Here is a 19,615-nt window from a genome sequence, read left to right as displayed (position 1 = left end):
AATGCCGATGCGGGTGCAGGCATGAATGGAGCGATGAAAGGAGCGCAGCGTATGGTCAGGAGTCGAGGGTGGCGATGGAATGTCGTGGCGATCATGACAATGGTGATGGGGGTCGTGGGGGTCTGCGCGGCTTGGGCCGCCAAGGCGGAACTCAAGGGCAATTTTGAAGTGCTGAAGGATGAGGCGTCCACGCACAAGCCCGGCAAGGTGCAACTGGTGGAGTTTGCCGACTTCTATTGCCCGCATTGTCACCGTTTCGATGGCGAAGGGTTGGCGATCTTGGAAAAGGAATTCGGCAACAAGCTGGACGTGGTCATGGTGGGGTATCCCGTCATTCCAGGCAAACTGCCCACCGCGTTCGATATGTATGAGCAGGCCAAGACCATGGGCAAGGGGAATGAGATGAAGCGAGCCCTCTTCCGTACGATCCATCAGGACAAGATCAGCATCATCGATCGGTCGATTCGCGAGTTGCTGATCCGTGAGGTGGGGTTGGACCCGGCCACGTTCGAGGCGGGCCTGGCGAGCGCCAAACCGGCCAAGGCCTTTGAGGACGGTCGGAAATGGGGCGATCGCATCAAGATTCAGCAAACGCCCACGGTGTTGCTGGACGGCAACATCAAGGTCGAACAGATCGACCCGGAAAACCTGAAGGTCATCATCCACAGCATTTTGAGCGGTGACGGGAAGAAATAATCGGCGCGATCAGGCAGCGATTCTGAGGATGGCCATGGCGATCGATCCGGTGTGCAAGATGACGGTAGAGCCGGAGCAGGCGGCGGGGCAGTTCACCCATGCCGGTACGACCTACTACTTCTGCGCGACGAGTTGTCTCGAGAAGTTCCGGGCCGATCCGGATCGGTACTTCAACTCGGCTCCGACCTTGATTCAGCTGGGCAACCGCCCCTCCCGGGGTAAGACGTTGCCCATGATGATGACGCCTGCGCCGAGCAAGACCACGACCGGCGTGATCGATCCGGTCTGCGGCATGACGGTCGAGCCTGCCACCGCGGCAGGCTCGTTTCCCTACCACGGCACGACCTATTACTTTTGCTGCCAGGGTTGCCTGACGAAGTTTCAGGCCGACCCTCAGCGGTACCTCTCGCCTTCCACTGCGGCGACCGCGCCCAAGGCACCGGCACCCCCTGGGACGAAGTACATCTGTCCCATGTGTCCGGAGGTGTTGGAGGACAAGCCGGTGCCCTGTCCCAAGTGCGGCATGGCCTTGGATCCGGCCTCACCGTTGCCGTTGAAGACCGAGTACGTCTGTCCCATGCATCCGGAGATTGTGCAGCCTGAACCGGGGTCTTGTCCGACCTGCGGGATGGCGCTCGAGCCCCGCACGGTCACGGTGGAAGAAGAGCAGAACCCGGAGTTGGTCGACATGACCCGGCGGTTCTGGATCGGGCTGGGGCCGGCCGCGGTGGTCTTCGTGCTGGCTATGTCGCACATGCTCCCGGGGCATCCGCTCGAGCGTATCTTGCCGGATGAACAGTCGGCCTGGGTGCAATTCATCCTGAGCACGCCGGTGGTGCTTTGGGCGGGATGGCCCTTTTTTCAGCGCGGGTGGGCGTCGATCCGCCACCGCAGCCCGAACATGTTCACCCTGATCGCAATCGGAACCGGCACGGCGTACCTCTACAGCGTCGTGGCCACGCTGGTGCCGGTGTGGATTCCCCAGTCCTTTCGTTTGCCCAGCGGCGCGGTCCCGGTCTATTTCGAAGCGGCCGCCGTGATCACGGTACTCGTGTTGCTGGGGCAGGTGCTGGAATTGCGGGCCAGGAGCCGCACCACCGGGGCGATTCGGGCGTTGCTCGGCCTCGTGCCGAAGACGGCGCGCGTCGTGCGCGAGGATGGCCAAGAAGAAGACCGGCCGCTGGATCAGGTGGTGGTAGGAGATCGGTTGCGGGTCAGGCCCGGCGAGAAGGTGCCGGTGGACGGGCTGGTGCTCGAAGGCGGCACGGCGATCGACGAATCGATGATCACGGGGGAATCGCTCCCGGTTGCAAAGGCGGCGGGTGACCGGGTGACCGGCGGTACGATCAACGGCGCGGGCACGGTCGTGATGCGGGCGGAACGGGTGGGGGCCGACACGCTGCTTGCGCACATCGTGCAGATGGTGGCCGAGGCGCAGCGCAGCCGCGCGCCCATTCAGCGGGTCGCCGATGTCGTGGCCGGGTATTTCGTGCCCATCGTGGTCGGGGTGGCGATCGTCACCGGGCTTGCATGGGCCCTGTTCGGGCCGGAGCCGCGCCTGGCCCATGCCCTCCTGAATGCGGTGGCCGTGTTGATCATTGCGTGCCCCTGTGCGCTGGGATTGGCGACGCCGATGTCGATCATGGTCGGCACCGGTCGCGGTGCGGCTGCGGGTGTGCTGTTTAAACAGGCGGAAGCGCTCGAAACCATTGAACGAGTCGACACCCTGATTTTCGACAAGACCGGCACCCTCACCGAAGGCAAGCCCAAATTACGAGCTGTCAGCGCTCTGGATCCATGGTCCGAAGCAGAGTTGTTGCGGCTGGCCTCGTCGGTTGAACGGGGGAGTGAGCATCCGCTGGCTTCGGCCGTTGTGGCCGGCGCCCAGGGGCGAGGAATTTCCCCGACGACCGCGACAGAGTTCCTGTCGCATGTCGGCAAGGGGGTTGTGGCCACGGTCGAGGGGAAACGGGTGGCGGTCGGCACGGTGGAACTATTGCGCGAGATCAAGGCCGACGATGATGCCCTGGCTCGTCTGGAAGCCGACGCCGAGTTGATGCGGCGGACCGGACAGACCGTGATGTTCGTGGCGATCGATGGCCGTCCGGCCGGTCTGCTGGGCGTGGCCGATCCGATCAAGGGGTCCACGGCGGAAGCCGTTCGTCTGTTGCGCGAGGAGGGGATTCGGCTCGTGATGGTGACCGGCGATCATGAGGCCACGGCCCAGGCGGTGGCGAAGGAATTGGGCTTGAGCGAAGTGCTGGCGGGTGTGAAGCCGGACCACAAGGGGCGGATCGTGCAGGAGCTGCAGCAGCAAGGCCGTGTCGTGGCGATGGCCGGAGACGGCGTCAACGATGCGCCAGCGTTGGCCCAGGCGGATGTCGGGATTGCCATGGGCACCGGCACCGACGTGGCGATGGAACATGCCGGGGTGACGCTGGTGAAGGGCGATCTGCGCGGCATCGTGCGGGCTCGGCGGCTGAGCCGCGCGACGATGCGCAACATTCGGCAGAACCTTTTCTTCGCCTTTGTCTACAATATGATCGGTGTCCCGGTGGCTGCCGGCGTCCTGTTCCCGTTCTTCGGGGTTCTCCTGAGCCCGATGCTGGCGAGTACTGCCATGACGTTCAGCTCTCTGTCCGTGATCTCGAATGCCTTGCGACTGCAGCATGCCGACCTATGAATCCGTGGCCTGGCATCGCGTCCTGCGTAGCATCCTGGCGCCACCTTGGCGTAGGATGGATACCGTGATCGCTGCGTCCTCACGACCCCCATCAATCCTGCTCTGCTGGCTGCTCGGCTTGGTGGTCGCACTTTGCTCTGCGGAGGCGGTTGCGGGCTCGGGCTCAGCCAGGCCATTGCCGGTCAGCGCGATCGTCGATCTGCAGACCCAGGTCCGGACCACCGCCGCCAAGGTCATTCCCGCTGTCGTCAGCATCGCTTCGACTGTGGTCGTACACGACCAGGTGTTCAGCGATGAAGGCTTGCCGTTCGGCATGTTCAAGGATGGGCCGCCTCGCCGCCAGTATGGGCAGGGCTCGGGGGTCATCGTGTCTCCCGACGGCTACATCATTACCAATAATCACGTCGTGGCGGACGCGGTGGACGTCGAGGTGATTCTGGCCGATCGCCGCCAGTTCAAGGGCCGCGTCGTCGCAACCGATCCGAAAACCGATGTGGCCGTGGTGAAGATCCAATCGAGCGGCCTGCCGAGCGTGGCCTGGGGAGATTCCAGCGCCTTGGCCGTCGGGGATTTCGTGTTGGCCATCGGCAATCCCTTGGGACTCAGCCGCACGGTGACGTTCGGCATCGTCAGCGCGGTCGGACGGGCCGATGTGGGAGTGGCCGACGTGGAGGATTTTATTCAGACCGATGCGCCGATCAATCCCGGAAACTCGGGCGGCGCGCTCGTGAACATCAACGGCGAATTGGTGGGCATCAATACGGCTATCGCCAGCCCGACCGGCGGCAGTGTGGGGGTCGGGTTTGCCATTCCGAGCAATATGGCCAGAACGGCCATGCAGAGCCTCATCAAAACCGGCCGCGTCGTACGCGGGTTCCTGGGCGCGTCGACGCAGGATGTCACCCCGCTGCTGGCCAAGATTTTCCGTCTGCCCGACGTGAAGGGCTCCATCGTGACCGATCTCCAGGCCAAGGGGTCGGCGGAGCGGGCCGGATTGAAACGCGGCGATGTCGTCGTACGATTCGACGGGCGCGATGTCATGGACAGCGGACACCTACGGAACCTGATGGCCGCCTCGGCCATCGGCAGCAAACATCGGCTGGAGCTGGTCCGTGAAGGCCGGGTCCTGCAGACCGAACTCACGGTGCAAGAAGCGCCGCGGGAACGGGTGAAGAAGGCGCAGCCCTCCGAGGCGACCGGTAGTTCCGCCCATCCTCTGACGGGGGTCATCGTCGATGAAGTCACCCCGGCGTTGGCTCGACAGATGGATCTGCCGGTCAACAGCGGTCTCGTCGTCACGGATATCGAAGAGGGGAGCTTGGCGGAAGTCTCCGGGTTGCAGCCCGGCGATCTGATTCTGGAATTGAACCGTCAGCCGATTCCCAATTTCGCCACCTTTCAACGTGTGGCCGAACCCCTTCGCCCCACCGACTTGGCGCTCTTGCTGGTCAATCGCCAAGGCAACGTCATCTACATTCCCATCCAAGCCGAGTAGCGTTTCTGCAGCGATGATGTGCCTCCTTGATGGACTAGATCGTCAGCCCTAGAGACCCTTCCCCGGCTCGCCAAAACAAGCGAAAGCATTGCGTTCACGACGATCTCGGGCATACTGATCCCGTCACATTTGTGATGGGTCGATCTGCCTTCTCTTGAGGTCCGCATGAGACCCTGGCTTCCGAAATTGACGCTCGGCCTGATGGCACTTCTCTGTGTGGCCTGTGAAGTGAAGCCGGATACGGCTCCTGCCTCGCTCCTTGGGGTCTGGGAAACTCACAACGAAGGCTATGCCGACCAACGCATCTTCATCGACCGGCATCGGATCGGGTTCGGCACCAACGTGACCACTGCAACCGGATACGTCATCGAGCGGGTCACGCAGGAGCCGGTCGGCACACGGATGTTGTACGTCATCTCGTATCGCGGTGAGGACGACGGTCGATCGCAGCTGGCCTTCTATTACGACCCGGCGCACGGTGGGCGGATCACCTTCAAGAATCAGAACCACCTGACCTGGACCAGGAAGGAGCCGGTGTCGTGAGCCGACCGCGTGTGCGCCGCTATTTTCTGTGGGACAGCCTGCAGCCCCGATTCCTCACGATGAACATGTGCTACGTGGGCGTCGTGATCGGCGCGGTTGCCGCGGCGCTGTTTTTGCCGATCATGTTGAAGTTGGACAGTCTCCCACTATCTTCGGAAGAGACGCTGACGGTGGCCGATCAATTCCTCCTGCTGCACAACCGCTTCTGGCCTGCCGTGGTAGCGGTCTGTATCCTCCTGGTCATTCACGGCATATTCTTCTCTCATCGGATTGCGGGACCCCTATACCGATTCCGACGGATCTTCCAGGATGTTGCCGCGGGTGACCTGACGGTGCGGACGACGATCCGAAAGGGGGATTACCTTCAGGCGGAGGCGGAATGTCTGGGGTTGATGGTAAATGCGCTGCGCGAGCGCCTGGCTCTCATTGAGACTCAACGCGCGGCGATCCTGCCGCATCTCGACCGCCTGCAGCAGGCGGCTGGCCGAGGGGCCTGCCGCGAGGTCGAGCAGGAAACAGAACGGTTGCGCCAGGCTGTAGAGCAACTCTCTCACTCGATGGAATCGTTCCGGACCCAGGCACAGGTCCCTGCTGATCAGCCTACCGCATTACCTCGTGTCTCAGGCTTCTAGGCTCGATATGTCGCAACCATCTGGTACCTCACGTCAGGCCGGTTTCACGGTCATCGAACTGCTGATCGTCATGGCCATTCTGGGGGCTTTGGCAGGATTGGCGATGCCGGCGTATTTGGGATACCTGGATAAGGCTCGGATCGCCCGCTGTATTGTCGAGATTCGTTCGATCGAGCGAGTGGTGAACGCCTATGAGAAGGTCAACGGAGCCTACCCCAACAATTTGGGTGAAGCGGGGGCGGGCGAGATGGTCGATCCCTGGGGGAACCCGTACGAATACCTCAACATCGCGGCGTTCTCCCTGCCGGGCAACAACGGGAATGTGGGTGGTGGCGGTCATGCGAACGGTGGTGGAAACAAATCCGGGGCCTGGGGCTGGCTCTTACCCGACGAGGCTCATGCAGCCGGTAATGGAAATTCGGACAAGGGGAAGCCGAGGAAGGACCGGTTCCTCCATCCGATCAATTCCGACTACGACCTGTATAGCAAAGGCAAAGACGGAGAAAGTGTCGAGCCGCTGACAGCCAAAAAAAGTTATGACGATGTCATCCGGGCCAACGATGGGAGTTTTGTCGGCTTGGCGGCGGATTTTTAGCGAGACCAACGTACCGTGCAAATCGACTACTCGCCGCTCAGTAGCCGTGTCGCCCGCCGGGTGTTCGCCCTCTTCATCCTCTGCGCCTTACTGCCCGTCGGGGCCTTGAGCCTCGTTGCCTTTACCGACGTCACGGACCAACTCACGCAACAAGTCGAGAAGCGCGTGCGCCAGGAAAGCAAGGTCGTCGGTATGGCTGTCTATCAACGACTGCTCTTTCTCGAATCAGAGTTCCTGTCTCTGACGACTCACGAGCGCCAGTCGGCGAGTTCCGGGTCGTTTGGTTCCCTACAAGAAGCGATGCCCAACATACCGCTGTTTCTGACCTTGGCTCAGGTGCCGAAGGGAGGAGTGGCGCAAGAGCCGTTCGGTGGGCGAGGGGAGCTACCTTCCCTGACGCCTGCCCAGTGGGCACTGCTCCACGACAAAAAGACCCTCTTGGTTACGGCGGCGCAGACAGGGGGACCCAGGCGGCTGTTTCTGGCGCGGCTGTTGGGCTCCCGCCTGTCGGAGGAACAGGCAGTCTTTGCAGAAATCAACGGCGACTATCTGTGGGGGACAGTCAGGGAGGTTGCGCTTCCGACGGATTTAGCGATGTGCGTGTTCGGAGACGCGGCGGAAATCCTATTCTGCACGGAGTCTCCGACGGGCCGATTAATGGGACAGTGGGTCAAGCAGAAACAGGTGGATCGCCCGTCGGTGTTTGAATGGCACGATGGCCAGGATTCGTACATCGCCGGCTATTGGTCGATTCCGCTGCGGTATGAATTTTCGGTTCCGCCTTGGACCGTTGTGCTCAGCGAGCCGCGTGCCGCAGTGTTGGCGCCTCTGGCAACCTTTAAGACGCGATTCAGCCTGATCGTCTTGGTGGCGGTCCTCTGTGTCACCCTGTTGAGCGTGGGCCAGATTCGCAAAACCATGGTGCCGTTGGAACGGTTGGGCGAGGGTACCAGGCGGATCGCGCGCCGTGATTTCTCGACTCCCGTCCGAGTGCACAGCGGCGATGAGTTCGAGGAGTTGGCCAAATCGTTCAACGCCATGGCCGTACGGTTGAATCGGCAATTTTCGCAACTGGCCACTATCCATGAAATCGACCGGTCCGTCCTCTCCGTCCTCGATCCCAGCCGCATCGTCGATACGGTGTTGGCCCGTGTGCGCGAGGTATTCCCGTGCGAGGCCATCGCGGTGCTGCTGCTCGATCCGTCTGCTGCGACCCAGGGTTGGTTTTATACGAGGCTGGGGAAGGACTGTACGGATACCGCCATGGAGGCTGTCACGCTCGGCGACGAAGATGGGCCGTTCTTGAAGGACCTGGAGGAGCCATGGGTCATTCCGTCGTCGGCCGTGTCGGGTGTTCTGGCCAAGTTGGCCGTGCCGGAAGCCGGCGCCCTCGTGCTGCTCCCGTTGCGTCGTGCGAATGAACGGCTCGGGGCAATCGCCCTCGCCTATCTGCGGACGCCGGTGTTGCATGAGGAGCGCCGTTTGCAACTGCGTCAGCTGGCCGATCTGGTCGCCGTGGCCTTGAGCAATGCGTCGGACTTGGGGGAGCGCAAGCGGGCGGAAACCTCCCTTCGTGAGAGCAATGTGAAGCTCGAAGCGGCGCTGAACGAGTTGCAGGCGGCGCAGCAACAGATGGTGCAGCAGGAACGGTTGCGGGCGCTGGGGCAGATGGCCAGCGGCATCGCGCACGATTTCAACAATACGCTCTCGCCTATCGTCGGTTTCAGCGAACTGTTACTGATCGACCCCAACCTGTCCAAAAACGACGCTCAGTTGAAGGAGTATCTGCAGACGATCAATCTTGCGGCCAAGGATGCAGCCAAGGTCGTGAGCCGTCTGCGAGATTTCTACCGGCCTCGCGTGGATGCGGATTTGGCCGGCATCGTCGACCTGAATCGTTTGGTGGAGCAAACCGTCAAGCTGAGTCAGCCGAAGTGGAAGGATCAAGCTCTGGCGAATGGAATCGCAATCGAGATGCATGTGGAGGTGGATGCCGTGCCGCCGGTGGCCGGCCATGAATCGGAGTTGCGCGAGGTCTTGACCAATTTGGTGTTCAACGCGGTCGACGCGATGCCGAAGAGCGGGTCGATCACCATCCGCACCAAGGTCGACGGCGACCACGTGCGCGTCGAGGTTACCGACACCGGGACCGGTATGACCAACGAGGTGCGCCGACGATGCCTCGAACCGTTTTTCTCAACCAAGGGCGAAAAGGGATCGGGGCTGGGTCTTGCGATGGTGTACGGCATCATCCGACGCCTTCGCGGCACGATCGACATCACCAGCTCGGTCGGGCAAGGCACCACCTTCAGTCTCCGGTTGCCGATTCAATCGGACCTGTCGGCCGCTCGGCAGTCCGAGGGCCAGAGTCTGGATGGTCGGAAGCTTCAGGTGTTGGTGGTGGATGACGACCCGTTGGTGGGACGCGTGACCAGCGAATACCTTCGTGTGGCCGGCCATGACGCGCAGCTGGTGGGGAGCGCCGCCGAGGCGATCACGCAGTTTCATCCCGATCGGGTGCATCTGGTCGTGACCGACCATGGTATGCCGCACATGACAGGGCGGCAGTTGGCGAAGGTGATCAAGAAGGTCTCTCCCCAGACCCCGGTCCTGTTGTTGACCGGCGGAGACGAAACCGAGGGAGAGGATCACCCGTCCGATGCCGTGGATGCCGCTCTCACCAAGCCGGTGACAATGGCGTCGCTCCGGAAAGCCCTTTCCAGGATGGTGATTCCGTCGGCGTCGTCCGATGGGAGCCGGAAAGAAATTGGTGAGGCTGCCTGACGGTGATATCGTAATGGCGAGCTTCAGGTAACCCACGCATCATTCCACTACTAGGATCAGGCAATGCAGAGCCTCAACCACACCTCTTTCCGTATTCTCCTCATCGACGACGAACTCCGCTGCACCAAATTGATGGAGGCGATCCTTCGGCAAGCCGGATTTGAACAGGTGACGATGGCGAACGACTCTCGCGAGGCCATCCGTCTCTATGAGGAGGTGAAGCCGGACCTGGTGGCGCTGGATATGAAGATGCCGGTGATGGACGGGATCGAGGTGATGCGGCAGTTGCTGCCGATGATCGACCCCGACGACTACCTTCCCATCATCATGATTACCGGAGAGTTGGACGCGGCCACGAAGCATCGGGCCTTGGCGGAGGGCGCGAAGGACTTCCTCAACAAGCCTGTGGACCCCATCGAGGTGGTGCTGCGGATCAAGAATCAGTTGATGACCAGGGTGTTGCATCAGCAATTGCGCCTCCACAACGAGCACTTGGAGGCGCAGGTGTTGCTTCGCACGAAGGTCGTGGAGCAGACGCAGCTGGATCTGTTGTACCGATTGACCCTGGCCTCGTGTTATCGAGAGGATACCAGCGGGTCCCATGCCTGGCGGGTGGGCAATCTGGCAGCCAGGTTGGCGGAACTCAGCGGACAATCACAAGCGCAGGTCGAGTTGATCAAGAGGACGGCGCCTCTGCATGACCTCGGCAAAGTCGGCATTCCCGACCGGACCCTCATGAAAACCACTCCCTATGATGCCCAGGATCGCGATGCAATCAAGCAACATACGAAGATCGGATCAAAGCTGCTGTCGGGTAGCACGGCGCCGTTGTTCGTCATGGCGCGCGAAATCGCGTTGATGCACCACGAGCGGTGGGACGGCACCGGCTATCATGGCGTCAAGGGAGCGCAGATCCCGATTTCTGCCAGGATCGTCGCTCTCGTGGATGCCTTCGACGTCATGACGCACCCGTCTTCCTATAAACCGGCCATGCCACTGAAGGAAGCCAAGGCTGAAATTGAACGGCAGGCCGGCGCACAATTCGATCCCACCCTGGTGAATGTCTTTCTGCAGCTGATCGACCGCGAAGGTGATCGGCTGCTCTCCGAAGCGAGTCCCGTCAGGCTGGTTGCCTAGCGCTTGCATGCATCGCCGCATTCCGGGTTGACGCCGAATGAGGCCGCCGCGTAGTATCCGTGATACGAATTTCATATTCGTGCCACGATGAAGAAGCAAGCCAAACAACTCGTCCGGTTCGGCGTGTCGCTCGACGGGCGCTTGCTCGGGGAATTCGACCGGCTGATCCAGCGGCGCAAGTATGCGACTCGTTCGGAAGCGATCCGCGATCTGATTCGCGACAACCTGGTGGAGCAGGAATGGGATCAGAATAAGGAAACGGTCGCAACGATCACGTTCGTGTACGACCACCATGTGCGCGATCTCACCAGGAAACTGACGGCGATTCAACATGACTTTCAGGGACGAATTCTGGCCGGCCTGCATGTACACCTCGACCATGACCATTGTCTTGAAGTTCTGGTCGCCAAGGGGAAGGGAGCCGATATCCGTCACATCGCCGATGCCCTGTTGAGCGTGAAGGGCGTGAAGCATGGAAAGTTGACCATGACCACGACCGGCAAGGGACTGAGTCTCTGATAGGGATTGCGGAGGGTGCGGAACGGAACGTGGGGACGATGGCTGTGCACGATCGGGATCACGCTTGCAGCCTATGGCATCGCCTCGGCCCACGATCCTGATATTCCTGAAATCGATGTGCCCGATGTGGCGGTGCATGCGGACCGCCCGGTGGCGGCGTCATCGCAGCAGTTCATCCTCGACAAGGAATACCTTCTGCAGCCGCAAGGCCGCCCGGCCCAGGTCCTGCGCCTGATCCCCGGCTTCATCGCCGTGGAGCATTCGGGAGGCGCCGGCAAGGCCGATCAGTATTTCCTTCGCGGGTTCGATGCGGACCACGGCACCGATGTGGCCTTTTTCGCCGACGGGATGCCGATCAATCTGCGTTCCCATGCTCACGGCCAGGGTTATACCGACCTGAATTTCATCATCCCTGAAACGGTCGCAGGGCTCGACGTCCACAAGGGCAGCTATCTGCCCGAGTATGGAGACTTTGCTACGGCCGGGGCGGTGCATTTCAAAACGCGCGAGGTGGTACGGGAGCATGTCGTGCAATCGGCCGGTGGGCAGTTCAATACCCAGCGGCATCTGCTCATGTTCTCGCCCACTAAGGAGAAGGTGCGGACCCTCGTTGCCGCCGAGGGGTACTACACCGACGGGCCCTTTCAACACGACAACCGGTATTTTCGGGGCAACCTGCTCGGCAAGGCGACGATGAATCCGACGCCTCGGTCTGAATTGGCGATCACCGGGACCTTTCACAAGTCTCAATGGAACGGCTCAGGGGAACTGCCTTTGCGAGCGGTGCAGGCCGGCTCATTGGATCGGTTCGGCGCCGTCGATCCGTCTGAAGGCGGTCGGACCCTCCGAAGCACGGGGCGATTGAATTACCACTACGACACGATCTCGGGCGGCCGCTTTTTTACCGACGTCTATGCTCAGTACTATCGGTTCGATCTCTTCACGAATTTCACCTTTTTTCTGACCGACCCGGTCAATGGAGACGGATTCCAGCAGGCTGATCGTCGCGTGATGTACGGCGGGGCCGTGGGTTATCGACAGGCGGGGCGGTTATTCGATCTCGACGGCGCGGCAACGGTGGGGGTGCAAACGCGGGTCGACCGGATTCATGCGCGTCTTGGTCCGCAGGTTATGCGGAACCCGCTGGGTACCACGACCGACAGTGAAATTGTCGAGGCCTCCTACGCGCCCTTCGTGAAGCTTGAGGTGCAGCCGCTGCCCTGGGTGCGACTGGCGGGCGGCGTTCGCAGTGAGGTCTTCACCTTCGATGTCCGGAACCGTTGCGCGACCTGCGCCGTACAACCGTCCGGCAGCAGCCGCTCAGGACTCGTGCTGCCGAAAGCGAATGTGACTCTGGGGCCTTGGCACCGGACGGAATTTTTTGCTAACTACGGGGAAGGATTTCACAGCAACGACGCACGGTCGGCAGTGGCGCTGGCGGCCTCCCCGCTCGCACGGGCCAAGAGTTACGAAGTCGGCCTAAGGTCCAAACCGTGGGGAGCGGAGGGCGTGGAGTTGATCGCCACACTCTGGATGTTGGACTTGAAGCAGGAGTTGGTGTTCGTCGGAGACGAAGGCACAACCGAGATCCGCGGAGCCTCCCGCCGTCAGGGCGTGGAGGTTGCGGCCCGTGGGCAGGTCTGGGGACCGTGGTTCTTCAACGGCAGCATCACCTGGACCAAGGCGGAATTCCGGAACGGTGATGCCATTCCCTTAGCTCCGGAAGTCACCGCCTATGGGGCCTTGTTGCTCAGGTGGCCACAGGGAGTGACGTCCCAGTTGCAGGCCACCTATCTGGGAGTCCGGCCCCTGACGGAGGATCGCAGCATTCGCGCACCGTCCTGGATCGCGGTGGATCTGTCTGAGCGATATGAGTTGCCGATCACACTCACACATGGGCGGCTCGAAGCGTTTCTCTTCATCCAAAACCTGCTCGACACGAAGTGGGAGCAGGCGACCTTCGCGTTCGAATCACGCCTGCGGGCCGAGGTCTCCGGGGTGAACGACAGTCACTTCGTACCGGGCAATCCACGGTTGGTCATGGGCGGGCTCGCATGGTATTTCTAGTATTTTGCCGGAGGCTACACAGGAATGAACTCCCCAACTATTTCCCAATTCATCGATCGTCACTTTCGGCATTTCAACGCCGCGACGCTGAAGGATGCGGCACAGGCCTATCGGTCGCACCTGGAGCGGGGCGGCAAGATGCTGGTGACGCTGGCCGGGGCGATGAGTACGGCAGAACTGGGGCTGTCGTTGGCGGAGATGATTCGCCGGGACAAGGTCCATGGGATCTGCTGCACCGGCGCCAATCTCGAAGAAGACCTCTTCAACCTCGTGGCGCAGAAGCATTATGAGCGGATCCCTCGGTACCGTGAGCTGACGGCGCAAGACGAACAACGCTTGCTGGAGCGGCATTTGAATCGGGTGACGGATACCTGTATCCCGGAGGCTGAAGCGATGCGTCGCATCGAAGCCGCGGTTGCCAAAGAGTGGCTGTCCGCCGACCAGGCCGGCTTGCGGATGTTCCCGCATGAATTTCTGTATCGACTCCTGCGGAGCGGTGCGCTGAAAGAGTTTTATCAGATTGATCCGGTCGACAGCTGGATGTGCGCGGCGGCGGAGCGCAACCTGCCGCTCTACGTGCCAGGGTGGGAGGATTCCACGCTCGGCAATATGTATGCGGCGCAGTGCATGGTCGGCGCCGTCAAACAGGTGCACACGGTGCGAAGCGGCATCGAATATATGATGCAGTTGGCCGACTGGTACCAGGAGGTGACGAAGGCGTGCTCCGTGGGGTTCTTCCAGATCGGCGGCGGCATCGCCGGGGATTTTCCCATCTGCGTAGTCCCGATGCTGCGGCAAGACCTGCGTAAGACCGATACGCCGCTGTGGGGCTATTTTTGCCAGATCAGCGATTCGACGACCAGTTACGGGTCCTATTCCGGGGCCGTGCCGAACGAAAAGATTACCTGGGGGAAGCTGGGTGTCGATACGCCGAAATTCATCATCGAATCGGACGCGACGATCGTCGCTCCGCTGATCTTCGCCCATGTCCTCGGCTGGTAAGTCCATCGAGAGGCCGTTGCCACGAGCCTTCTTCGTCCGCCCCACCGTGCAAGTCGCACAGTCGCTGATCGGGAAATATCTGGTTCGCGAGAGCGAGCGAGGGGTGGTCTCGGGCCGTATTGTGGAAGTGGAGGCCTATGTCGGACCGGAAGACAAGGCCTGCCACGCGTCCAAGGGAAGAACGGCGCGCACCGATGTGATGTTCGGTCCGGCTGGAGTGGCCTACGTGTATCTGATTTACGGTATGTACCATTGCTTGAACGTGGTGACGGAAGCGGAGGACTTCCCGGCGGCGGTGCTGATTCGCGCCATCGAGATCGACGGACGTCTGATCGATGGGCCCGGGCGCCTCTGCCGGGAGTTCAACATCGACCGAACGTTGAACCGACTGGACCTGACCAGCGGCCAAGGCCTATGGTTCGAGGATCGCGGTGCGGGCTTGCCAGAGGGGTCCGTTCAGGCCCTTCCGCGAATCGGCGTCGAGTATGCGGGGCTCTGGGCGAAGAAGCCCTGGCGGTTTCGGTCGGTACCGGCCGCGTCCGATCGTCCTCCACGTCGCTCGGCCCGCCAAAAATGAGAAGGGGGTCACCGCCTTGGGACGGTGACCCCCTCGCTCGATCTCTCGCTGCAGACTTAGTCGATCTTACGCTCGCCGGTGATCTTGGTGGCCGAGGTCACAGGCGGCTCAATCTTGATCTGCGGGCCCTGCACGTTCGGCAAGCGGCCAGCGCCCTGGCCTTCCGTGATGCGGGCATTGTCGGTCTTGATCAGCTTCTGCTCCGAGTGCTTGGAGGACGACTCGGCAGACTTGAGTAGGGTGGATTCCCCGCGGGCATCCTTCTGCCCGGGGTCATTGGCCGTCGGCTGTCCGTTGACCGGGCTGCCGTCGTTCTTCATGGGATAGCCTTCGTGCTTCGGCAGGAGCGCCGGATTTGCTGAGGCCATAGAGAATACAAACAACACGCCTGCAAGGGTCGCTACGGTGCCGATCGCGAGTTTCATACCCCTACTCCTTTGAAAGAATGTGAATGTATGGTGGTCGATGATAAGTCGTTAAAAGCCCAAAGAGTGCGCGAATCTTAGCTGCCCGGACAAGCCCTGTCAAGAACAAAGGGGGAGGCGGGGCTTGGGTCAGGCCGTCGGGCGGCGGGGAGGGCGGCGGCCTCGTCCGCGATAACGATGGGCCGGTCCGCGGCTCACGCCGGGCATCCGCATGGTGACAGTGGTGCCTTCGCCGGGAATGCCGGCGATGGCGATGGTGCCCTGGTGCTCCTCTACAATTTTCTTCACCGTAGCCAAGCCCAATCCCGTGCCGGACCGTTTAGTCGTGAAGAACGGCTCGAAGACCTTGTCCACATGTTCGGGAGGAATGGGCGTGCCGTTGTTTTTGATGAGGGTCTGTACTTCCAAGTGTCGTCCGGCCCGCTGGTTGCTGATGGAAATCGTCAGGATGCCGCCTGGCGTCATGGCCTCGATGGCGTTCTTGAAGATGCTCAAGAACACCTGCTGCATCTTGGCCTCGTCGGCCCGCACGGGGGCGAGGACGGAGGCGTAATCCTTGATGACCTGGATCCTGGTCGCTTCCAGCTCGGTCGCAACGACGGTCAAGGCGTTTTCTACCATTTCAGGCACCCGACAGAGCCGGCGGTTGAGATCCAACGGTTTCGCGAAGTCCAAGATCTCGTTGAGGATGGCTTCGATGCGGATCAGGTCGCGCATGGCATTTTCGACGCGCGTTTGCGGGTCGAAGTCGAGAATGCCTTCCGCAGTCACCTCTTCCAGCTGAGCCCGAATGGAGGCGAGGGGTTCGCGAATCTCTGTCGCCAGGAAGGCGCTGAACTCGCCGATGGCTGCCTGCCGCTCTTGTTTACGGATGACCGGTTCCGCCGGGGCTTGCGGAACTGCGCCGGCCTCGGCCTCCGGGGCTCCCTCGGCTTTGACTGCGGTGGACGGCGCGGGGGGCGCGGCCTGCAAAAGGTCCAATAGCTTGAGGTTGATCGGCTCCAGCAGCCGCGTATCACTCACGGTGAAGCGATCCGCCTCTTTCGAGGCTAACGTGATGATCCCGCCGACCTGGCCGCGCAGAAAAAAGGGCAAGACCAGCGAGGATTGGAACCGGTCTTTGTACAGATACTTGTGATCGAGAAACCGCCCTTGGGTCGAGGCCAGGTCGTGGTCGACGCGCGGTTTGCGGTGCCGCACGGCCCACCCCGCGGCGGACGCGTCCAAGGCCAGGCGCTGGCCTGCCTTGAGGTCTTTCTTTTGGTCCTTCGGATCGGTCTTGTGTTCGCCAGCGATACCAAGGACCTCGACGTTTCCCGCCAACGGATCATAGGCGCCGATCCAGGCGCGATCGAAGGGCAAGGTCTGGCCTAGCTCGTTCAGAAGCGCCACGACCTTTTCCTGCAATTCGGGCGTGGCATGGGAGGTCGGGGCGGTGAAGGCCTCGACGGTTGCGGGTGAGGGGAGAGGTTCCTTCGAGACTAAGGGACGGCTCAGGAGCATGTTCAGGTCGAAGAGGCTGTCCCGTTCGAGGGCTTTGGTGATGTCGTCCCCGGCCTGTTCCAACATCGCCTTGTCTTTCTTGGCGAAGGTGGCGTTGTCTTTCCGTCCGATGACGAGGAAGCCGTAGGTGCGCTGGCGGTGGCGAAGCGGCATACCCAGGAGCGACTTGGCCCCTGGCGTGACCAGGCGGAGACGGACGGTGCGCGAAGCCTCCGCATCGGCGGGCACGGCGGTCAGCACCTTTTGGGACGAGAGGGTCCGCACGATGGCCTGCACGTCGCGGGGCGTAAATCCACGGTGAACCTGTGCTGTGAGGGGGCCCTGCTCCTGATGAAATACGGCGGCCAAGGCCGCGTCGGCGGGTAATCCGTTCAGTACCGAAGTCAGGGTCCGTTGAAGATGGGTTTCCGCGGCGGCTTTGGCTTGTTCAGGTGAAGGGCTCATCGACCTCTTTGCAGCATACTTCGCACCGGCAGGAAACCTCGGCGGGGCCTCGCGCCCGATCGAAACACGCGCTGGTTAGAATTCAAAGCTCGTACGCTCTCGACGGTCCGGTCGAGCGTCGGGGCGCATTGTAGCAGTGCCACCGGGGTAACTCAAGGAAAGCGTCGTCAATCGGGATTGATGATCGTGGGGGGGCGGCGAGGAGGGTCGATCGTATGGGCTTTGGTCTGCTCGATGGCCAGCACGATGTTCAGAACGGCGCTGACCACGCTGATGACCAAGGCGCCCCAGAACGAGGCCCAGAAGCCGGCCACATTGAAGCCCTTTACCAGGGCGGCGGTCAGCTGTAAGAGCAGGGCGTTGATCACCAGCATGAAGAACCCGAGGCTGACCACGATCAGGGGCAGGGACAGAAAATACAGCAGCGGACGGATGATCGCGTTCAGCAGGGTGAGCACCAATACCGCCGCGAGCCCGGCGCCGAGACTGTTCGACTCGATGCCGGGCACCACCGTCACGGCCAAGAATACCGCGATCCCGGTCACCAGCACCCGCATGACGACAGGGCGCAGGCCGTCGCCGCCGGTCTGGTGGACGTGTTGGAGGTGAAACACGCGCATCCCTTCTCAGTGTTTGGCCTTGGCGGAATCGGAATAATGCACTTCGGTGGCGACCAAGCCGTCCGTGCTCTTTTCGGCTTCCACCACCACGCGGTCCCCCACTTGCGGCGGGCTCTTGGGCCGGCTGAGATTCTTGACCTTGTACTCGGTCTTATCGGTCAGGCGCACCGACACCAGTTGACCCTTCGGGGTTTTCACCTCGATATGGGTAGCATCGATGGCGGAAATGACGCCCAGCACATGCTGGCCGCTGCCGTGGGCCAAGACCAGCACCGGGGTGGCGATCAGGAACAGGGCGGCAATGAGGAGTCGCAGAGCAGTCACGGGTCGTCCTTTCGTTGAATTCAATGGTGGTGGGAGTCGGTGGCCTTTTGGGCAGCGGAGTCATCTCCGCCGAGGAATTGGTCGATGAGGGCTTCCTCTTCCAGTTCCTTCTTGGTCTTGGGATTCAGGCTGCGCATTTCTTCCAGCTCTTCTTCGGTCAGGCTGGGGAGGTGACGAATGAAGTGCACCAGCTGCCAACTGCCGCTGTCCTTCGTCGGATCGCCGGTGCCCCAGCCGGGCATGGCGGTGAATCGAATGCCGTTCTGGATGATGAAAAACAATTCACCGTCCGACATCGTCTGCGTGTCCGGCAGCCGAAGGTCCGGCGCTTTCGGATAGACGTTCTTGCCGATCACGGTCTCCCCGCTGCCGTTGTTGGCGTGGCAACTGGCGCAGTGGTCCGCGAAGTGGGCGCGCGCTTCTTTCATCAGCTCCTGCGTGACGGGCAACGGGTTTCGCAACTGCCGATTCTCGTAGGGAATGGCCAGATGGCGGAGTTGTCTGGCGATCAGCACTTCCAGCTCATTCGGTTCCGCCTTGGCGCTGAAACCGGTCGAGTAGGATTGGTAGCCGAACCATCCGAAGATTCCCAGCATGGCGAAGAATCCAATCATCAATAGTCCGCACAGTTTCTTCATCAGAGACGAACCTTCCACCCCGGGCGTCACGCCTTTCCACACTATACCGTCTTGGCCGAATGAATGCCAATCGCAGCGCCGCGTAGCGGCGGGCTCGGGGTGCGTTTAGACAGAGTGTGTCGCAGGCATGAACAGGCGCAGGAGCAGGAGCGCAGTGACGGGCACGTACATCAGGAGCCCGGTGGTGCCCTGCAACGCTTCACCGATCCAGAAGGTGACGGCCAAATTGAAGGCCAGCACGCCGTAGTAGAGTCCGACACCCAGGAGCAGGCGGTGGGTCGTCGAAGGAGTATGGGGGGGAAGCGATGCGTCGAGTCGGCGGTCGAGCGGGAAATAGGCCCAGAGGGACATCGCACCGACGACGGCCCAGCCGACATAGTTGGCCATGGGGACGCCGTAATGCACGCCCGGGTCGGGATAATAATAGATCTTGCCCAGGAACCAGCGGTCCCCCCTTAGCGCGACCGGATCGATCACCATATCGATGAAGGCGAACAGGAGCACGGCCAGCGCAAAAACCGACCAGGATGTGCGCAGGGAAAGGTCGAACTGCATGTCGGGAAGTCGCCATCGCGCACCCCGACTATCCGACCGGATCGGCAAGAGCAGCAGAAGCGCCAGGCAATAGCTGGCGTAGAGGAGGAAGGAAAACGAGATCGAGTCCATGAAGGGGATATTCGAGAAGTACAGCTCCTGCCCGACGGTGGAACCGTTGTAATGGTACCAACCGAAGGGGATACCCGTGCGGGTGGACGAATATTCGCAGACGAAGGCCGTGGCCCAGCTGATGAGCCAGAAGCGCCAGGTGCGGGGCCAGCCGATCAGCGCGACGGCGGCAACCAGAAATGCGGCCAGGAAGGCGAACACGTAGGGGCGGAAGGCGATGGTCTTAAAGAAGAGGAGGGCGAATTCCATCGGGCGAGTTGAGCAT

General features: G+C 61.5%; 18 protein-coding genes. 12 read left to right on the top strand and 6 right to left on the bottom strand.

Going from position 1 to position 19,615, the window contains the following annotated elements:
• Nucleotides 1–51 precede the first annotated feature (51 nt).
• The 12 genes from HRU82_08150 (at nt 52) to HRU82_08095 (ending at nt 14,730) form a co-directional block, all read left to right on the top strand.
• Complete coding sequence (locus HRU82_08150) at nt 52–696, top strand: thioredoxin domain-containing protein (GenBank protein QOJ34918.1); 645 nt, start codon at nt 52–54, stop codon at nt 694–696.
• A 28-nt stretch (nt 697–724) separates the two neighbouring features.
• Nucleotides 725–3,379, top strand: a complete 2,655-nt coding sequence (locus HRU82_08145) for a heavy metal translocating P-type ATPase (GenBank protein ID QOJ34917.1) — start codon at nt 725–727, stop codon at nt 3,377–3,379.
• A gap of 55 nt (nt 3,380–3,434) precedes the next feature.
• The gene (locus HRU82_08140) at nt 3,435–4,874 is read left to right on the top strand and encodes a Do family serine endopeptidase (GenBank protein QOJ34916.1); all 1,440 of its coding nucleotides are present in this window, start codon (nt 3,435–3,437) and stop codon (nt 4,872–4,874) included.
• Between the two features lie 201 nt (nt 4,875–5,075).
• Nucleotides 5,076–5,417: a hypothetical protein gene (locus tag HRU82_08135; protein QOJ34915.1), complete on the top strand. Its 342-nt coding sequence runs from the start codon at nt 5,076–5,078 to the stop codon at nt 5,415–5,417.
• Nucleotides 5,414–6,049: a methyl-accepting chemotaxis protein gene (locus HRU82_08130; protein QOJ34914.1), complete on the top strand. Its 636-nt coding sequence runs from the start codon at nt 5,414–5,416 to the stop codon at nt 6,047–6,049. The genes HRU82_08135 and HRU82_08130 overlap by 4 nt, the downstream gene beginning before the upstream one ends.
• 7 nt (nt 6,050–6,056) lie before the next feature.
• Nucleotides 6,057–6,644 (top strand): prepilin-type N-terminal cleavage/methylation domain-containing protein, encoded by a 588-nt coding sequence (locus HRU82_08125; GenBank protein ID QOJ34913.1) that lies wholly within the window; start codon nt 6,057–6,059, stop codon nt 6,642–6,644.
• 15 nt (nt 6,645–6,659) lie between these two features.
• A complete protein-coding gene (locus HRU82_08120; protein ID QOJ34912.1) occupies nt 6,660–9,428 on the top strand; it encodes a response regulator in 2,769 nt (922 codons plus the stop codon).
• A gap of 63 nt (nt 9,429–9,491) precedes the next feature.
• On the top strand, nt 9,492–10,565 hold the full coding sequence (locus HRU82_08115) for a response regulator (protein ID QOJ34911.1): 1,074 nt from the start codon (nt 9,492–9,494) through the stop codon (nt 10,563–10,565).
• An 87-nt stretch (nt 10,566–10,652) separates the two neighbouring features.
• The gene (gene nikR / locus HRU82_08110; GenBank protein QOJ34910.1) at nt 10,653–11,084 is read left to right on the top strand and encodes a nickel-responsive transcriptional regulator NikR; all 432 of its coding nucleotides are present in this window, start codon (nt 10,653–10,655) and stop codon (nt 11,082–11,084) included.
• A gap of 42 nt (nt 11,085–11,126) precedes the next feature.
• A complete protein-coding gene (locus HRU82_08105; GenBank protein ID QOJ37151.1) occupies nt 11,127–13,151 on the top strand; it encodes a TonB-dependent receptor plug domain-containing protein in 2,025 nt (674 codons plus the stop codon).
• A 24-nt stretch (nt 13,152–13,175) separates the two neighbouring features.
• Nucleotides 13,176–14,153, top strand: a complete 978-nt coding sequence (locus HRU82_08100) for a deoxyhypusine synthase family protein (protein QOJ34909.1) — start codon at nt 13,176–13,178, stop codon at nt 14,151–14,153.
• Nucleotides 14,137–14,730, top strand: coding sequence for a DNA-3-methyladenine glycosylase (locus tag HRU82_08095; protein QOJ34908.1), 594 nt, complete (start codon nt 14,137–14,139; stop codon nt 14,728–14,730). The genes HRU82_08100 and HRU82_08095 overlap by 17 nt, the downstream gene beginning before the upstream one ends.
• 56 nt (nt 14,731–14,786) lie before the next feature.
• Here HRU82_08095 and HRU82_08090 read toward each other — a convergent pair whose 3' ends face one another.
• The 6 genes from HRU82_08090 to HRU82_08065 form a co-directional block, all read right to left on the bottom strand.
• Nucleotides 14,787–15,155, bottom strand: a complete 369-nt coding sequence (locus HRU82_08090) for a hypothetical protein (GenBank protein QOJ34907.1) — start codon at nt 15,153–15,155, stop codon at nt 14,787–14,789.
• Between the two features lie 129 nt (nt 15,156–15,284).
• Nucleotides 15,285–17,102, bottom strand: coding sequence for a GAF domain-containing protein (locus tag HRU82_08085; GenBank protein ID QOJ34906.1), 1,818 nt, complete (start codon nt 17,100–17,102; stop codon nt 15,285–15,287).
• 167 nt (nt 17,103–17,269) lie between these two features.
• The gene (locus HRU82_08080; GenBank protein QOJ34905.1) at nt 17,270–17,722 is read right to left on the bottom strand and encodes a phage holin family protein; all 453 of its coding nucleotides are present in this window, start codon (nt 17,720–17,722) and stop codon (nt 17,270–17,272) included.
• 6 nt (nt 17,723–17,728) lie between these two features.
• On the bottom strand, nt 17,729–18,046 hold the full coding sequence (locus HRU82_08075) for a hypothetical protein (protein QOJ34904.1): 318 nt from the start codon (nt 18,044–18,046) through the stop codon (nt 17,729–17,731).
• A gap of 20 nt (nt 18,047–18,066) precedes the next feature.
• Nucleotides 18,067–18,684, bottom strand: a complete 618-nt coding sequence (locus tag HRU82_08070) for a c-type cytochrome (protein ID QOJ34903.1) — start codon at nt 18,682–18,684, stop codon at nt 18,067–18,069.
• A 105-nt stretch (nt 18,685–18,789) separates the two neighbouring features.
• Nucleotides 18,790–19,599 carry a carotenoid biosynthesis protein gene (locus HRU82_08065; protein QOJ34902.1) on the bottom strand — a complete coding sequence of 270 codons (810 nt, stop codon included), beginning with the start codon at nt 19,597–19,599 and terminating at the stop codon, nt 18,790–18,792.
• Nucleotides 19,600–19,615: the final 16 nt, after the last annotated feature.

Source organism: Nitrospira sp., assembly GCA_015709715.1.
In the GTDB taxonomy this organism is placed as follows: domain Bacteria; phylum Nitrospirota; class Nitrospiria; order Nitrospirales; family Nitrospiraceae; genus Nitrospira_A.
The sequence above is the reverse complement of the archived record's forward strand: the minus strand, read 5'-3'. Positions and strand labels throughout refer to the sequence as shown.

Bases quoted from the DNA above. Each gene is read 5' to 3' on its own strand.
- HRU82_08065 (QOJ34902.1), bottom strand. From the start codon at position 19,599: ATGGAATTCGCCCTCCTCTTCTTTAAGACCATCGCCTTCCGCCCCTAC.
- HRU82_08090 (QOJ34907.1), bottom strand. From the start codon at position 15,155: ATGAAACTCGCGATCGGCACCGTAGCGACCCTTGCAGGCGTGTTGTTT.
- HRU82_08080 (QOJ34905.1), bottom strand. From the start codon at position 17,722: ATGCGCGTGTTTCACCTCCAACACGTCCACCAGACCGGCGGCGACGGC.
- HRU82_08100 (QOJ34909.1), top strand. From the start codon at position 13,176: ATGAACTCCCCAACTATTTCCCAATTCATCGATCGTCACTTTCGGCAT.
- HRU82_08145 (QOJ34917.1), top strand. From the start codon at position 725: ATGGCCATGGCGATCGATCCGGTGTGCAAGATGACGGTAGAGCCGGAG.
- HRU82_08070 (QOJ34903.1), bottom strand. From the start codon at position 18,684: ATGAAGAAACTGTGCGGACTATTGATGATTGGATTCTTCGCCATGCTG.
- HRU82_08115 (QOJ34911.1), top strand. From the start codon at position 9,492: ATGCAGAGCCTCAACCACACCTCTTTCCGTATTCTCCTCATCGACGAC.
- HRU82_08085 (QOJ34906.1), bottom strand. From the start codon at position 17,102: ATGAGCCCTTCACCTGAACAAGCCAAAGCCGCCGCGGAAACCCATCTT.
- HRU82_08140 (QOJ34916.1), top strand. From the start codon at position 3,435: ATGGATACCGTGATCGCTGCGTCCTCACGACCCCCATCAATCCTGCTC.
- HRU82_08135 (QOJ34915.1), top strand. From the start codon at position 5,076: ATGGCACTTCTCTGTGTGGCCTGTGAAGTGAAGCCGGATACGGCTCCT.
- HRU82_08150 (QOJ34918.1), top strand. From the start codon at position 52: ATGGTCAGGAGTCGAGGGTGGCGATGGAATGTCGTGGCGATCATGACA.
- nikR (QOJ34910.1), top strand. From the start codon at position 10,653: ATGAAGAAGCAAGCCAAACAACTCGTCCGGTTCGGCGTGTCGCTCGAC.
- HRU82_08125 (QOJ34913.1), top strand. From the start codon at position 6,057: ATGTCGCAACCATCTGGTACCTCACGTCAGGCCGGTTTCACGGTCATC.
- HRU82_08095 (QOJ34908.1), top strand. From the start codon at position 14,137: ATGTCCTCGGCTGGTAAGTCCATCGAGAGGCCGTTGCCACGAGCCTTC.